The following is a 14,852-nucleotide window of genomic DNA, read 5'->3' on the forward strand; positions in this document are numbered from 1 at the left end:
CGACTCCAGCTCGAAGCGGCCGTCGACGACCCGTCCGTCGGTGTCCCCGTCGTTCATGGCGAGGAGCATAAGGTACGGGAAATCCGCCACCGCGCCCCGGCGGGCTCACGTCAGTCGGCGGCTCCGACCAGCGCACGGACCTCGAACTCGTCGTAGGCGTCCGGGACTTCGGGCCGGCTCAGCACGGTGCCGAGCCAGCCGAGGAGGAAGCCGACCGGGATCGAGACGATGCCGGGGTTCTGCAGCGGGAACCAGGCGAAGTCGGCGTCCGGGTAGAGCGAGGCCGGGGTGGAGGAGACGACGGGCGAGAACACGACGAGGAGTACCGAGCACAGCAGGCCACCGCAGAGGCTGAGCAGGGCGCCCGTCGCGGTGAAGCGCCGCCAGAACAGGGTGTAGACGAGGGTGGGCAGCAGGGCGGAGGCGGCGATGGCGAAGGCGAGGAAGGCCAGGGTGGCGGTGTTGGCGCCCCAGGACACGAGGGCGAGCAGCATGGCGAGGATGCCGATGCCGGCCGCGGCGAGCCGGGCGACCAGGAGTTCCTCGGTCTGTTTGGCGCGTCCTTTGCGGATGACCTCGCCGTAGAGGTCGTGGGCGACGGAGGAGGCCGCGGCGAGGGTGAGTCCGGCGGCCACCGCGAGGAGCGTGACGAAGGCCAGACAGGACAGGAGGGCCGTGAGGATGCCGCCGCCGAGTGCGTGGGCGAGCAGGAGCACGGCCGCGTCGCCCTTGTGGTCCATGCGTGCGATCGTGTCCCGGCCCACGACGGCGGTGGCCCCCAGGCCGAGGACGCCGGCGGCCAGGCACACCAGGCCCACCAGGCCCATCGCCCAGACGACCGAGTTGCGCAGCACGGTGGTGGAGCGGGGGGCGAGCAGCCGCATCATGACGTGCGGGAGGGCTGCGAGGCCCAGCACGATGGCCAGTTGCAGGCTGAGGAAGTCGAGTTTGCTGGTGGTGCTTGCGCCGTAGCGCAGTCCGGGCTCCAGGAAGCGTGTTCCCAGGCCGCTGTGGTCGGCGGCCGCTGAAAGCAGGGCGTCGATGTTCCAGTGGTAGTGGTGCAGCACCATCACGGCGGTCACGGTGACGCCGGCGATGAGCATCACGGCCTTGACGATCTGGATGAAGGTGGCTCCGGGCATGCCGCCGAGTGCCGCGTACACGACGACGACCGTGCCGATGACGACCACGCACAGGGTGCGGGTGGCCGCACTGGGTTCACCGGTGAACTGGGTCAACAGGGCGACGCTGCCGACGAGTTGGGCAACCAGGTAGAGGGTGGTGACGGCCAGGGTGCACAGGGACAGGGCGAGCCGGACCGGGCGCTGGCGGGCCGGCATGCGCAGGGCGATGGTGTCGCCGAGGGTGAACCGGCCCGCGTTGCGCAGGGGTTCGGCGATCAGCAGCAGGACCGTCATCCAGGCCACCGCGGTGCCGCCGAGGTAGAGGAGTCCGTCGTATCCGGTGAGCGCGACCAGACCGGTGCTGCCCAGGAGGGTGGCGGCGGAGAGGTAGTCGCCGCACATCGCCAGCCCGTTGCGCAGCGGCGACATGGTGCGGTTGCCGAGGTAGAACTCGCCGATCTCGTCGCGCTGCGGAGCGGTCAGCAACGCGGTGAACAGGGTGACGACGACCACGGAGAGAAAGAGCAGGAACGTCAGCTGCAGACTGAAGCGGTCCACGACGACGGCCGCGGTCGTCACCATGTGCGGTACCCCTCGGTGTGCGGGGAGGCGGGTGACTGGGCGGGACGGCCCGGCTGTGCGGGCTGCCGGCGGCGGGCCTGGGTGCGGAAGCCGCGGGCTATCGGGTCGACGTGTGTGCGCATGTGCACGATGCGGCGTCGCGCGATCAGGGCCATCACCACGAACTGCCCCAGTCCGAGGGCCAGTCCGAGGGTGAGGTGACCGTACAGAGAGGTGTTCATGAGGTCGGGGGTGAAGCTGGACAACAGGACATACAGCAGGAATCCGCCGACGGCGAGGGCCGTCATCCGCACTCCGGATCGCCGGTGTGCACGGCGCAGCAGCTGGAATTCAGCGCTTTCGGATATCTCGCGTCGTTTCGCCTGCTCGACATTCACGCGGGCACACCTTCTCCACTTCCTGGCGCCGCACGCATGCCGGAAAAAGAGTGCCGGAGTAGACCACCGTGCGGACTTTGTGGGGGGTTCGTGAATCTGGAATCGCCACTTTCCGGATTCCTTCGGTCCCGCCGTTGGGTGGGGCGGGAGGACCGGGAGCCGGAGTATTCCAGCGCGCCCGTTGAACTATCAACCGCACGGAAGAGTGAATTTTCGAAGCTGACTCATTCACGCACCTGACCTCGCTTTCATGGGCGCCGCACAGCCCATGAAAGCAAGGCGTACGAGAATAGTCCGTACCTTTTCCGCGGGAAGGCTGTCTCAAATGCAGTGCACAAGGACTGCCGTTGCCGGTCAGGTGCCCGGTCAGGTGCTCGGCGTCATCCGAACATGCCCGGCTGGTAGTCACCGGCGGGCTGCTGGACGATGACGTTGAAGCGGTTGTACATGTTGATCACGGCGATGGTGGCGACGAGGGCGGCGAGCTGGTCCTCGTCGAAGTGCTTGGCCGCGTTCGCCCAGGCCTCGTCCGTGACCCCGCCGGCCGCGTCCGCGATGCGGGTGCCCTGCTCCGCCAGCTCCAGGGCGGCGCGCTCGGCGTCGGTGAACACCTTGGCCTCCCGCCAGGCCGCGACGAGATGGAGACGCTGCGGGTCCTCCCCCGCGGCCAGCGCGTCCTTGGTGTGCATGTCCGTGCACATGCCGCAGCCGTTGATCTGGCTGGCGCGGAGCTTCACCAGTTCCTGCGTGGCGAGCGGCAGCGGCGACTCCGAGACGATCTTGCCCGCCGCGGTGAGGTGCCGGAAGAGCTTGGCCGCGACCGGGTTCTCGAAGAGGTTGAGTCGAGCTTCCATGATGCGCTCCTGTGCCGTTGTCGGTGGTTACACCTCTTTGACGGCACGGCCCGGCAGGTTGTGACACAGCCGGATGTGACCTGTGTCTCCCTCGCTCACCCGGTGCTCAGTCGAGCAGTCCCGCGGCCAGTGTTGCGCCCAGCTCCCAGCAGGCCTCTACGTCCGCTTTGGCGGGCTCCCCGGTGACGGTGACGGGTTTCGCGGTGCGGCGCCAGCCCAGTCCGGTCGTGATCGCCTCGATCCCGCGCACCGCTCCGGTGACGTCGCTGCCGCCATGCACGTAATAGCTGAAGGGCCTGCCCTGCGTCGCATCCAGGCACGGGTAGTAGATCTGGTCGAAGAAATGCTTGAGGGCTCCGGACATGTAGCCGATGTTGGCCGGGGTGCCGAGCAGATAGGCGTCGGCGGCCAGCACGTCGGACGCCGTGGCCGCCAGCGCCGCCCGCCGCACGACCTCGACGCCCTCGATCTCGGGCGCGGTGGCACCGGAGAGTACGGCCTCCAGCATCGTCTGGCAGTTGGGCGACGGCGTGTGGTGCACGATCAGCAAGGTGGGCACACCCGCACCCTAGTTCAGCGGCTCAGCACAGCACCCGCAGCGCTCCCGGCAGCACTCTGACCGTGACGGGCAGGACGGCCTCGACCTCGCCGTCGGCGCCGTAGGGCACATCGCGGTCGGCGGAGATGGTGATCTCCCTGCCGCGCACGATGCGCACCTGCGGCCGGTTGACATGGCTGCCCGTCTTCAGTTCGTTCATCAGGGCGAAGAAGAGCCGCCGGGGCGCCTCGCTGATCATCACCACGTCCAGGAGGCCGTCGTCCACGCGGGCGTCGGGGGCGATGAGGCGGCCGGAGCCGTAGTAGCCGGAGTTGGCGGCCACCACGGTGTAGCCGGTGTGGTGGTGTTCCTTGCCGTCGACGGTGACCCGGTAGCGGGCGGGGCGCCAGCTGGTGACCGCGCGGAGGCCGCCGGCGTAGTAGGAGGCCGCGCCGCGCAGGAGTTTCGCGTGGTTGGCGTGGCGGTTGGCGAGGGCGTCGACGCCCGCGTACACGCTGCCGAGGACGACGGTGCGGTCGTGTACGGCGGACGCGACCTCGATGGTGTCGACCGCGCGCGGCTCACGGTGGAGCAGCACCTCGGCCAACTCCTTTGGCTGCGTGGGAAGTTCGAGTGCCCGGGCGAAGTCGTTGCCGCGGCCGGCCGGGACCAGGCCGAGTACGGCTCCGGTACCGCTGAGGGCGCCGCCGATGCCGCCGGCCATGCCGTCCCCGCCGACGGCGAGCACCACCCGGCCCTGGCCGCCCGCCTGCCTGGCGAGTTCCTGGGCGTGGGCCAGGCTGCGGCTGTACTCGGTCCGCAGCTCGGCGCCCGCCTCCCGCAGCGGCCTGGCCACGGCGAGCAGCGCGGCGGCCGAGGTGGATCCGCCCGCGGTGGGGTTGACGACGGCGGTGAACTGTCGCATCGGTGTGCCTCCGAGGACGGACGGGTCGGTACGGCCGGACAGGGGTGACGGTCAGTCGTCGAGGGGAAGCAGGATCCCGGGGTTGAGGAGTCCGGCCGGGTCCAGTCGCCGCTTCACGGCGCGCAGGGCCTCGACGGCCAGCGGGCCGGCCTCGCGGACGTACCAGTCCCGGTGGTCGGTGCCCACGCCGTGGTGGTGGGTGATGGTGCCGCCGGCGGCGAGGATCGCCTCGTTGGCGGCGTGCTTGGCGCGGGTCCAGTGCGCGAGGGGGTCCTCGCCCTGGGCGGAGACGACGGTGAAGTACAGCGAGGCGCCGTTCTCGTAGACGTGCGAGATGTGGCACATGACCAGAGGCGGTGTGCCGGCCTCGGTGAGGGTGGTGGTGAGCGCGTCTCGTACGGCCGAGTAGAGCTCGGGGACGCGGGACCAGAAGGTCGCCGTCTCGAGCGTTTCGGCGAAGGCGCCGGCGTCGAGGAGGGCGTCGCGCAGATAGGGCGCCGAGTAGCGGCCGTGCGCCCAGCACTCGCCGGGCTCCTCGCCGAGCGGCGTGCCACCGCACTCGCGCAGCACGGCCCCAGCACGCTGCCGACGGTACGAGACGTCCTCATCCGTGCCCTCGTATCCGGCGATCGCCGTGCATCCGGCGGCCGCCTGGGCGTCAAAGGAGCCGATCGCGTCCGGCTGGGCGAGACCGATGAGGGTCTCGGTCTCGTCGGACAGGCGCAGCACGGTCGGGCGCGGCCCGTCCTGGGCGAGGCGGCGCAGTGCGGCGGCGCCCTCCTCGAAGGAGGGGAAGCGCCAGCCTTCGTGGACGCGGGTCTGCGGGACGGGGCGGATGCGGACCGTCACGGACGTGATCACGCCGAACGCTCCCTCCGAGCCGAGGACGAGCTGGCGCAGGTCGGGTCCGGCGGCGGAACGCGGGGCGCGGCCCGTGTCGATGGTGCCCTCGGGGGTGGCCAGGGTGAGGCCGAGGACCATCTCGTCGAAGCGGCCGTAGCCTGCCGAGGCCTGGCCGCTGGAGCGGGTGGCGGCGAAACCGCCGACGGTGGCCCATTCGTAGGACTGCGGGAAGTGGCCGAGGGTGAAGCCGTGTTCGGCGAGCAGCGCCTCGGCCTGCGGGGCGCGCAGGCCCGGTTGCAGGGTGGCGGTGCGGGAGACGGGGTCGAGGGCGAGCAGGCCGTCCATGCGCCGCAGGTCCAGGGCTACGAAGGTGCCCTGCTGCCGGGGGGCGAGTCCGCCGACGACTGAGGTGCCGCCGCCGAACGGGACGAGCGCCAGGCCGTGTTCGGCACACGCGCGCAGCACGGCGAGTACCTCGTCGTGGCCGGCCGGGAGCAGCACGGCCGCCGGGGTGTCCTCGACGTCGCCCTCCCGGATGCGCAGCAGATCGGGGGTGGACTTGCCGCGGGTGTGCCGGATGCGGGTCTCCGCGTCCGTGCGCACGTACTCCTCACCGCCCACGGCCGCCACCAGGGCCTGGTGCACCGCAGGCTCCAACTGCCCTTCCGGCACGGCGATGTCCGCCAGGCCGACCGGCTCCGCGCTGCGCGGCTTGACGCCGAGCAGATCGCGCAACAGCCCGATCACCGTGCCGGGCAGCGGCGTCGCCCTGGCCGGGTCGCCCCAGCCGCTCCACAGCATGTCCATGACTGTCGTCCTCACCGGTCGATTCGAGCGATTCCGTTCGAGCTGTTCCGTCTTCCGACGACCCTGCGGGGCGCCGAGGCGTTACACTGTGACACATGACGCCTATTCGTCACAACAGCTCGGACAGTGATGCGGTGCTCGACGCGGTGCGGGACTGCGTGCTGGCCGTCGGGGTCCGCCGTACGACACTCACCGACGTGGCCCGCCGCGCGGGCGTCTCCCGGATGACGCTGTACCGGCGCTGGCCCGATGTGCGCACCCTGGTCGGAGACCTGATGACCCGGGAGTGGGTCGACGTGGCCACGCGGGCGATACCCGAGCGCAGACCGGAGGCGAACGCGCGCGGCCTGCTGGTGGAGGGACTGGTGGCGGGAGTGGAGTCCTTCCGCGCCCATCCCCTCTTCCGCAAGATCGTCGACGTCGATCCCGAACTGCTTCTGCCCTATGTCCTGGACCGTCGCGGCGCCAGCCAGATCGCGCTCCTGGAACTGCTGGCCGACGGCCTGAAGCAGGGGCACGCCGACGGGTCGGTCCGCGTCGGCCATCCCGAGCGCCAGGCCCGCTCGCTGCTGCTGATCGTCCAGTCCTTCACCCTGTCCCTGCGGACCATGACCGACGAGGACGACGCCGAGCTGTCCTCCGCGGCCTTCCTCACGGAGCTGCGCTCCATCCTGGAGAGGACCCTCACACCATGAGCCCCAGCCCCGCAGCTCCCGAATCGTCCCTGTCCGCCGCCCGGCGCTCGCGCGAACTGGCCGAGACCGTCGGCGGCCCCGCCGTGGACGTCCTCGTCGTCGGGCTCGGCGCCACCGGTGCCGGAGCCGCCCTGGACGCCGCGGCGCGCGGCCTGAGCGTCGCCGCCGTCGACGCCCACGACCTGGCCTTCGGCACCTCCCGCTGGAGCAGCAAGCTCATCCATGGCGGGCTGCGCTATCTGGCCTCGGGCCAGCTCGACGTCGCCCACGAGAGCGCGGTCGAGCGGGATGTGCTGATGGAGCGCACGGCACCCCACCTGGTCCGCGCGCAGCCGTTCGTCCTGCCTCTGACCCCGCTGGTCTCCCGCGGTCAGGCGGCGCTCGCCTGGGCCGGCTTCCGGGCCGGCGACACCCTGCGCCTGACGGCCCGCACCGCCCGGGCCACGCTGCCCGCGCCCCGCCGGCTCTCCGCCCTGGAGACCCGCCATCTGGCCCCCGCCCTGCGCACCGACGGACTGCGCGGCGGCCTGCTGTCCTGGGACGGCCGCCTCGTCGACGACGCCCGCCTGGTGACCGCCGTCGCCCGCACCGCGGCCGCCCACGGGGCACGCGTCCTGACCCGCGTCAGGGCGCTGGAACTCACCGCCTCCGGTGCCCGCGTCCGCGACGAACTCACCGGTGAGGAGGGCGAGATCAGGGCCCGCGCGGTGATCAACGCCTCCGGTGTCTGGGCGGGCGGCCTGGTGGAGGGCATCCGCATCCGCCCCTCCCGCGGCACCCACCTGATCCTGCGCTCGGACCACCTCGGCCCCCTCCCGGCCGGCCTGCACATCCCCATCCCCGGGGAGACGAACCGCTTCGTCCTCGTCCTGCCGCAGGACGACGGCCGCGTCTACGTCGGCCTCACCGACGAACCCGTCGAGGGCGACATCCCCGACGTGCCCGAGGCGCCCGAGAGCGACATCGGCTTCCTCCTCGACGTCCTGGGCTCGGTCCTCGACGTCCCGGTCCGGCGCGAGGACGTCGTCGGGGCCTTCGCGGGGCTGCGCCCCCTGCTGGACACCGCACCGCAGGCCGGGTCCGGCGCCGTGGCCAGGACCGCCGACATCTCCCGCCGGCACGCGGTGCTCACCTCGTCCGAGGGCGTCATCACCGTGGTCGGCGGCAAGCTCACCACCTACCGGCGCATGGCCGAGGACGCCGTGGACGCCGCCGTCGCCGCCCGCCGCCTCCCCGCCGGCCCCTCGACCACGGCCGTCCTCCCGCTCGTCGGCGCCGCGTCCCCCCGGACGCTCGACGCGGTGCGGGCACCTCGCCATCTGGTACGGCGCTACGGCATCGAGGCACCAGCCGTCCTCGCACTCGGCGCGGACGCCCCCCGGCTCGGCGAGCAAGTGCTGCCTGGGCATCCGGTGACTGCCGCCGAACTTGTGTGGGCGGTGCGCCACGAGGGCGCCCTCGACGAGTCCGACATCCTCGACCGCCGCACCCGGATCGGCATGGTGCCGGCAGACCGTGCCGCGGCGCTGGACACCGCGCGGGAACTGCTCGGGGAGGCCTTGTCCCGGAAGGGCTGAGAGCCCGCGGCCCGCCCGCCGATCCACTCGGCTCGGCGGCGCCGGCTCGGCTCCCCGGGCTCGGCGCGCGGCATGGCAAATGTGCGCCTATGCTCCATTTGCGTGACACATACCTTCGACGAGCTGGTCGAGAAACAGCGCGCAGCCGACGAGGCGCACCTCCGGGTCGAGGAGCTGCAGCACTCGTACGGCCCGGTGACCCAGCCCGGTGGCTGGAGCGGACAGCAGGCCGACACCTATGAGACCGCCCGCCGCGCCTGGCGCGACCTGGCCCGCGAGGCGCGGACGTCGGTGACCGAGTATGCGAAGGAGTCCGGCAAGTCTCGGAACGAGGTCGAGGCGGAGGTCGAGCGGGCGGTACGGCAGTCCAAACAGAGGAGCTGACCGGCCGCCGCCTGCTATGATCTTGCGGGTTTCCGGAACCCCCTCGCTCACACTCCGCCTCCGCGGACGTCGCGGGCCGCCATCGGAGCGGCCGGTTCCGTCTCGAAACGCACCGCACTCCATGTGACACCCCATCAGCACCCTGCTGATGGGGTGTCACGCGTTTTACGCCCGGTTCCCGTTCCAGGCGCCGGACGACACCTCACCGAAAGGACCCTCCGACCGCGATGACCTCCCTGCCCCGCAAGGACACAGGCGAACCGACACCCGAAGCACCGGACATCCCGCTGCGCCGGATCCCCGACTTCCGCTGGTTCTGGCTCTCTCGCGTGGTCTCCGGGCTGGGATCCGCCGTCACCACGGTGGCCCTGCCCGTGCTGGCCTTCCAGGAGACCGGCTCGCCGCTGATCGTCTCGCTGGTGGCGGCCTCGGCGACCCTGCCCTACGTGGTCTTCGGGCTGATCGCGGGCACCGTCGCGGACCGGACCGACCGTCGCCGCCTGATGATCCTCACCGACTGGCTCAACGCCGCCTGCATCGCCTCCGTACCGGCCGCCTCCGCCCTGGGCATCCTGACCGGCGGCCAGGTTCTCGTCGTGGCCTTCGCCTCGGCCGCTCTCGGCCTCTTCTTCGACGCGGGGGTGTACGGCTTCGTCCCCGACATCGTCGGCAAGGACAAGCTCACCGAGGCCAACAGCGCCGTGTACGGGGCCGAGACCGTCGTACGCATCGCAGGGAACGCGGTGGCGGGAGGTCTGATCGTCCTGTTCCGCCCGGCCGGCACTCTGGCGCTGGACGCCCTGTCCTTCGCCGCCTCCGCCCTGCTCATCAAGGCGGTCACGTACACCTCCCTGTCCGACAGGCCGGCGGTGAAGCGGCCGGGATTCAGGGAGTCCGTCCGGGAAGGAGTCCGCTTCCTCCGCAACCACTCGACGCTGCGCCTGATGACGGTGGTCGGCACCCTGCAGTCCTTCTCCGGCGGGGCCGTCATCGGCCAGCTCGTCGTCTTCGCCGACCGCGTGCTGTCCATCCACGGCTCCGACGGGCGGATCGGCCTGCTGTACATGGGATGGAGTGCCGGAGGCATCGGCGGATCCTTCCTGCTGCCCCGGCTGCGGCACCGTTTCGAGGCGTTCCCCCTTCTCCTGGGGGTGCTTCCCGCCGGGGCCCTGCTCGGCCTGTTGGTCGTCCTCAGTTCGGACTGGCGGGTCACGCTGGTCGCCCTGACCGTATGGGGGTCGGCCTACCTCGTGGTCCTGGTGAACACGATGACCTACTCCCAGGAGGTGACGCCGCCCGAGCTCCAGGGCCGGGTCAACACCACGCGCCGGATGCTCTCCTCAGGTCTGGGTGTTCCGCTCGGCGCCCTGGTGGCCGGCACCCTCACCGTGCGGATCGGCGTCCGGGCCGGGATGTCGACGGCCGTCGTCTCGATCGCCCTGGCGGCCCTGCTGGTCTGGGGTGTCCAGGCGCGCAGGCGGCTGCGGGCAGCGGCGTAGCAGCGGTGCCGGGGCCCCTGGAACGGCACCAGGGGCCCCAGGTGTCAGCGCAGGTAACTGCGCCGTGTACGGGTGAGCAGGAACAGCCCTGCGAGCAGCAGCACGGTGCCGACCGTGGCCGGCCACAAGGTCGTGCCGGTCTCGGCCAGCGCGCCGCTCCGGGTCGCCTGCGGTTCGGTCTGATTGCCGGCGGCGGGGACGTTCCCGCCTGTGGCCTGGGGCTGGGTGGAGTTGTCGCCGGTGTTGGTGCCGCCGTTCGCCGGGGCGGCAGCGGCGCTGTGGGAGGCCTTGGACGTCGCGTAGACCCTCGGTTCCGACGTGCTGGAGATCGTGGGCTCGTCGCCGTTCGCCGGCTGCCCGGTTTCCGGAGCCGTGGTCGTGGGCTGCCCGTTCTGGTCACCGGATCCGCTGCCGGAGTTCCCCTTGCCGGACCCGTCGCCCGAGTTGCCGTTGTCGTTCCCGGCGGGCGGCGTGGTCGGGTCGTCGGTGGGCTGGGCGGTCGGCTCCTGGGTGGGCTGGGCGGTGGCAGTCGGCTGGTCGGTGGCAGTCGGCTGGTCCGTGGGCTGCCCGCTGGGCTGGTCCGTCGGATTCCCGGTCGGCGGCTGGGTCGCTCCCCCGCCGGAGCCCGGGTCCTCGCCGGTGCCCGCACCGCACTCACGGCCGCCGTTGATGCAGGACACGACCTCCTTCATGAGGCCCTCGTCGAAGACGTTGATGAAGTCGCCGTGGTCGGTGACCGGCTTGTGGAGCTGCTCGGGGAAGGAGTCCACCGCGAACAGCGGGGTCGTACGGCCGCCGTCCTGCAGGCTCGGTGCCTTCACGTCGTAGACGATGCGCTGGACCAGTTGCGGGATGGCCTTGAAGCCGTTCGGGCAGTTGCCGGAGGCGTCGGCGAACGCCACGTGGGTGCGGTGGTTGGCGCTGTCGATGTTGCGCCCGTCCCAGCAGCTCTGGAACCGGAAGGTGCGGACCACGTCGCTGCCCTGCGGGCACAGCGGGTACTTGTCCTTCAGCTGCCGGTCCTCGAACCCGGTGCAGCTCCAGGAGGCGTTGGCGTTGGCCGGTCCGTTGACGAACGCCTTGGCGTCGCCGGTGATGATGCGCAGCAGCCGGGGCATCTCCGTGACCTGGCTGCGCGGGCTGCCGATGAACGTCATCGTGACCTGCTTGGGCGTCACGATCTGGCCCGCGTTGCCCTCGATGCCGCCGCCGGGCGAGTTCGCGTCCTTGTCCTGGGTGCCGTTCTGCAGCCGCAGCACCGGCCAGTAGTACGTGGACTTGTCGCCGGGGTTCTCGCAGCTGGTCTGGGCGTTCGCGAGGTCGTTGTCGCTGGCGAAGGCGTTGTTGGACTGGTTGCCGACGTAGTCGTGGAAGTGGTGGGCGCCGTTGGTGACGCCCGGGGCGACGATCACGTTGTCGGAGTTGCGCAGGCCGTTCTCATTCACCCCGCAACTGGTGGTGAAGGTGCCCTTGGAGACGAAGGACTTGAGGTCCGGCGCCGGGGCGTTGGGCTGAACCGAGTTGATGTCCTGGTAGTCCGCTGGGACCGGTCCGTTGCCGGCCTGGCCCCCGTTGCCGCCCTGCTGACCGCCGCCGTTCTGCTGGCCGCCGTTCTGCTGGCCGCCGTTCTGCTGGTCTCCCTGCCCCTGCTGCTGGCCGCCCTGCGAACCCTGGCCGCCGTTCTGGTCGTTCCAGGTGCGCATCGAGCAGTCCGCCATGGAGTCGAGCCCGTCGGGACGCCGCCCGGCCTGGTCCATGGCGTTGCCGATGCGGTCGAGGGACCCGCTCCGCTTCTCCTCCAGCGGCTTCATGACCTGGTCGTCGGTGTAGCCGCTGTCCTGGCGCTGTTCCGGCGTCGCCGCCTGCAGCCGCTGGTAGGCCTCCGCTATCTGCTGGTCCATCGAGGCGAGTTCCTTGTCGACCTCACCCCGCGCCCGGTCCGGCACCTGCGTCAACTTGCTGCCGACGTCCGGGCAGTCGATCGTGCCGGCCGCGGCACTGCGCGTCTGCGCCCCGTCCGTGCCCGAACCGCCTTCCGTCGCGGAGGCGTAGACATTGACCGCCACCAGCCCGCCCCCGCCCAGCATCAGCGCGAATGCCGCAAAGGTTGCGCGGCGCGGGCCGGTTGGACGTCTGCGCGTGTTGCGTCCCACGAGAGTTCTCCTACGGATCACGGCGGTCGGGCATGGAAATCCCTCGCCACATACGGACGGCGGAACCAGCGTGTTCAAGCACCCCACGGATTCATACGAACCTCTCAGAAAGCGCGTGCCCCCACATCCCCACACGTGGCGCAAACCGGGACAGCACGGCACCGTGGAAACGTGGCCGGGCAGGACTTCGACGTGTGGAGCGCCGGGGACGCGTACGAGCGGTACATGGGGCGCTGGAGCCGTCTGGTGGCCGACGAGTTCGTGGCCCGGCCGGCGTGTGCGCCCGGAGCCCGGTGGCTGGACGTGGGCTGCGGTTCGGGGGCGCCTGCGTCGGCCGTGGCGCGCAGGTGCCGGCCCCGGACGCTGCTCGGGGTCGAGCCGTCTGCCGGGTTCGTGGCCGCGGCCCGGGCACACGGGCCCCCTCCCGCGCTCTTCCCCAGGGACGACGCGCGGGCCCTTCCCGTGGGCGACGCCGCGGTGGACGTAGCCATCAGCGGACTGGTCCTCAACTTCCTCGCCGAGCCCGGTGCCGCGGTCGCCGAAGCCGCGCGCGTGTCACGCCGGGCGGGCTGGTCGCCGCGTATGTGTGGGACTAAGCCGAAGGCATAGGGTTTCTGGGGTTTCTACGGCGCTTCTGGGAGGCCGTGGCCGCCGTCGATCCCGGGTCGGCGGCCCAGCTGGACGAGGGCCGCCGTTCCCGCTGTGCCGGCCGGCCCCACTGCGGCGGCTGTGGAGCGAGGCCGCGCTGGTCGAGGTGGAGGTCGTATCCCTCGAAGTCCCCACTCTCTTCGCCGACTTCGCCGACCTGTGGGACCCGTTCCGGGCCGGGCAGGGGCCCGCCCCCGGTTACGTCGCCTAGCTCGCTCCGGCCGCCGAGGAGCATCTGGGCAGGGGCCGACAGCTGACAGCCGGCCCGCGATACCGCAGATCGCCGCGCGGCTCAGTGACCCGCACGCCGTGGCCCCGCAGAGCCCCGACCAGGGGTACGGCCACGGAGGCGGATCGGCGACGCGTGAACGGCGTGTCAGGCACGCGCAGGGTACGGCCTGACCGCGGTGGTCCGTCGCCTCAGTCGGCCGCGAACTCCCCGCGTTCCCGCACGGTCATCAGCATCTTCCCGGGCCGTGCGGTGGCCCGGCCGACGGGGCGGACGACCTGGCCCGGGGCCAGCTCCAACCGCACCCGGCGCAGAATGGTGGCCAGGCTCGTGGTGAGCTCCGTCATCGCGAACCTGTCCCCCATGCACTTGTGCTTGCCCGCGCCAAAGGGGAGGAACCCGCCCGGCGGAGGCTTCTGCTTGTCGTCCAGCCACCGGTCCGGATCGAACTTCAGTGGTTCCGGGTAGTACTCCGGGTCACGGTGCAGGGCGTGCTGGCAGTACGCGAGTTCGGTGTCGGCGGGCAGGGTCCACTCCCCGAGCCGGGTCTCGGTGAGCGTGCGCCGGGTGACGATCCACCCCATGTGATGCAGCCTCAGGACCTCCGTGACGACCCGGTTCAGGTACGGCAGGCCGGTGATGTCGTCGAAGGTGATGGGCCGGTCGCCGAGCACCTCGTGGAGTTCGGCGAGGACGCGGGCCTCGATGTCCGGGTTCCTGGCGAGTTCGTACATGGCCCAGGCCAGGACGGTGGCCGTGGTCTCCGTGCCGGCCACTGCGAGCGTGAGGATCTCGGAGCAGATCTGCTGGTCGGTCAGCGGAAGGCCGGTGTTCTCGTCCTTCGCCTCCATCAGCATGGAGAGCATGTCGCCGGTGTTGTGCCCGGTGGCGCGAAGGTCGGTGACCGCCTTGCTGACGGTGGCGTGCACGGCGTCACGAGCCCGCATGAAGCGGCGGTTGTACGGCAGCGGCAGGCGCTCGACCCAGTCGGGCAGGATGAGGCGCACGCCCACGCCGTCCATCACCACGACGATGTTCTGCTGCAGCCGGCGGAAGGTGTCAGCGTCGAGGCTGCCGGAGAAGATGGTCTGGGTGAGCATGTCCAGCGACAGTTTGACCATCGTCTCGCGGACTTCGATGCGTTGCCCCGGCTGCCAGCTGTCGACGGCCTCGGTCGCCTGCCCACGCATCACGTCGACGTAGCCGGCGATCTCGGCGCGCCCCAGGGCGGGTTGGAGCTGACGGCGCTTGCGTACGTGTTCCTGCCCGGCGACGGTGATCACCGATTCGCCCAGGAGTTGGCCCATCTTGTCGAACAGACGGCCCTTGTCGAGTGTGGGGGCCAGATCGGTGAGCATCGTCCTGATGAGGGCGGGTTCCTGCACGACCAGCGTGCGGGTGCCGGGTTGCAGGGTGATCTCGACGAGCGGGCCGTATCGCCGGCGAAGCGAGGTGGTGAAGGCGAGGTTGTCGCGCAAGAGCTGTATCGCGTGACCGAGCAACGGGAGTGATCCCGCCGCGCGTGGTATGGGGGGAGGCGCTACAAGCGTCACGAGGCGTCATGCTCCCTTCAAGGTGATCAATTCGCCTTTATGTCTGCCCAGGCGCGCACCTGGG

The 14,852-nt window shown here is 71.1% G+C and carries 13 protein-coding genes; 5 read left to right on the top strand and 8 right to left on the bottom strand.

Annotation, left to right across the window (positions count from 1 at the left end; all coding sequences use genetic code 11):
• Nucleotides 1–110 precede the first annotated feature (110 nt).
• From ACFY1U_RS31380 to ACFY1U_RS31405, 6 genes are all read right to left on the bottom strand, one after another.
• Nucleotides 111–1,706, bottom strand: coding sequence for a cation acetate symporter (locus tag ACFY1U_RS31380; protein WP_390697502.1), 1,596 nt, complete (start codon nucleotides 1,704–1,706; stop codon nucleotides 111–113).
• Nucleotides 1,700–2,083 (bottom strand): DUF485 domain-containing protein, encoded by a 384-nt coding sequence (locus ACFY1U_RS31385; RefSeq protein WP_390697503.1) that lies wholly within the window; start codon nucleotides 2,081–2,083, stop codon nucleotides 1,700–1,702. Before ACFY1U_RS31385 ends, ACFY1U_RS31380 begins: the two co-directional genes overlap by 7 nt.
• 380 nt (nucleotides 2,084–2,463) lie before the next feature.
• Nucleotides 2,464–2,937, bottom strand: coding sequence for a carboxymuconolactone decarboxylase family protein (locus ACFY1U_RS31390; RefSeq protein WP_390697504.1), 474 nt, complete (start codon nucleotides 2,935–2,937; stop codon nucleotides 2,464–2,466).
• A gap of 106 nt (nucleotides 2,938–3,043) precedes the next feature.
• Nucleotides 3,044–3,496, bottom strand: a complete 453-nt coding sequence (locus ACFY1U_RS31395) for a flavodoxin family protein (RefSeq protein ID WP_390697505.1) — start codon at nucleotides 3,494–3,496, stop codon at nucleotides 3,044–3,046.
• 22 nt (nucleotides 3,497–3,518) lie between these two features.
• Nucleotides 3,519–4,400 (bottom strand): YegS/Rv2252/BmrU family lipid kinase, encoded by an 882-nt coding sequence (locus ACFY1U_RS31400; protein ID WP_390697506.1) that lies wholly within the window; start codon nucleotides 4,398–4,400, stop codon nucleotides 3,519–3,521.
• 51 nt (nucleotides 4,401–4,451) lie between these two features.
• Nucleotides 4,452–6,050 carry an FAD-binding oxidoreductase gene (locus ACFY1U_RS31405; protein ID WP_390697766.1) on the bottom strand — a complete coding sequence of 533 codons (1,599 nt, stop codon included), beginning with the start codon at nucleotides 6,048–6,050 and terminating at the stop codon, nucleotides 4,452–4,454.
• Between the two features lie 95 nt (nucleotides 6,051–6,145).
• Here ACFY1U_RS31405 and ACFY1U_RS31410 point away from each other — a divergent pair, with 95 nt between their 5' ends.
• From ACFY1U_RS31410 to ACFY1U_RS31425, 4 genes are all read left to right on the top strand, one after another.
• The gene (locus tag ACFY1U_RS31410; protein WP_390697507.1) at nucleotides 6,146–6,745 is read left to right on the top strand and encodes a TetR/AcrR family transcriptional regulator; all 600 of its coding nucleotides are present in this window, start codon (nucleotides 6,146–6,148) and stop codon (nucleotides 6,743–6,745) included.
• Nucleotides 6,742–8,322, top strand: a complete 1,581-nt coding sequence (locus tag ACFY1U_RS31415) for a glycerol-3-phosphate dehydrogenase/oxidase (RefSeq protein ID WP_390697508.1) — start codon at nucleotides 6,742–6,744, stop codon at nucleotides 8,320–8,322. The genes ACFY1U_RS31410 and ACFY1U_RS31415 overlap by 4 nt, the downstream gene beginning before the upstream one ends.
• Nucleotides 8,323–8,424: 102 nt before the next feature.
• Nucleotides 8,425–8,706, top strand: a complete 282-nt coding sequence (locus tag ACFY1U_RS31420) for a hypothetical protein (protein WP_390697509.1) — start codon at nucleotides 8,425–8,427, stop codon at nucleotides 8,704–8,706.
• A 227-nt stretch (nucleotides 8,707–8,933) separates the two neighbouring features.
• On the top strand, nucleotides 8,934–10,205 hold the full coding sequence (locus tag ACFY1U_RS31425; protein WP_390697510.1) for an MFS transporter: 1,272 nt from the start codon (nucleotides 8,934–8,936) through the stop codon (nucleotides 10,203–10,205).
• Between the two features lie 44 nt (nucleotides 10,206–10,249).
• Here ACFY1U_RS31425 and ACFY1U_RS31430 read toward each other — a convergent pair whose 3' ends face one another.
• A complete protein-coding gene (locus ACFY1U_RS31430) occupies nucleotides 10,250–12,358 on the bottom strand; it encodes a DUF1996 domain-containing protein (protein ID WP_390697511.1) in 2,109 nt (702 codons plus the stop codon).
• A gap of 171 nt (nucleotides 12,359–12,529) precedes the next feature.
• On the opposite strand from ACFY1U_RS31430, the gene ACFY1U_RS31435 reads away from it, so the two are divergent.
• On the top strand, nucleotides 12,530–12,967 hold the full coding sequence (locus tag ACFY1U_RS31435) for a class I SAM-dependent methyltransferase (RefSeq protein ID WP_390697512.1): 438 nt from the start codon (nucleotides 12,530–12,532) through the stop codon (nucleotides 12,965–12,967).
• Nucleotides 12,968–13,426: 459 nt separating this feature from the next.
• Here ACFY1U_RS31435 and ACFY1U_RS31440 read toward each other — a convergent pair whose 3' ends face one another.
• Nucleotides 13,427–14,788 carry a cytochrome P450 gene (locus tag ACFY1U_RS31440; RefSeq protein ID WP_390697513.1) on the bottom strand — a complete coding sequence of 454 codons (1,362 nt, stop codon included), beginning with the start codon at nucleotides 14,786–14,788 and terminating at the stop codon, nucleotides 13,427–13,429.
• Between the last annotated feature and the right edge of the window lie 64 nt (nucleotides 14,789–14,852).

Origin of the sequence: Streptomyces sp. NPDC001351, assembly GCF_042896045.1 — a bacterium.
Lineage (GTDB): Bacteria > Actinomycetota > Actinomycetes > Streptomycetales > Streptomycetaceae > Streptomyces.

Excerpts from the sequence above, each read along its gene's own strand:
- ACFY1U_RS31380 (WP_390697502.1), bottom strand. The coding sequence starts at position 1,706 with ATGGTGACGACCGCGGCCGTCGTCGTGGACCGCTTCAGTCTGCAGCTG.
- ACFY1U_RS31425 (WP_390697510.1), top strand. The coding sequence starts at position 8,934 with ATGACCTCCCTGCCCCGCAAGGACACAGGCGAACCGACACCCGAAGCA.
- ACFY1U_RS31390 (WP_390697504.1), bottom strand. The coding sequence starts at position 2,937 with ATGGAAGCTCGACTCAACCTCTTCGAGAACCCGGTCGCGGCCAAGCTC.
- ACFY1U_RS31405 (WP_390697766.1), bottom strand. The coding sequence starts at position 6,050 with ATGGACATGCTGTGGAGCGGCTGGGGCGACCCGGCCAGGGCGACGCCG.
- ACFY1U_RS31410 (WP_390697507.1), top strand. The coding sequence starts at position 6,146 with ATGACGCCTATTCGTCACAACAGCTCGGACAGTGATGCGGTGCTCGAC.
- ACFY1U_RS31415 (WP_390697508.1), top strand. The coding sequence starts at position 6,742 with ATGAGCCCCAGCCCCGCAGCTCCCGAATCGTCCCTGTCCGCCGCCCGG.
- ACFY1U_RS31400 (WP_390697506.1), bottom strand. The coding sequence starts at position 4,400 with ATGCGACAGTTCACCGCCGTCGTCAACCCCACCGCGGGCGGATCCACC.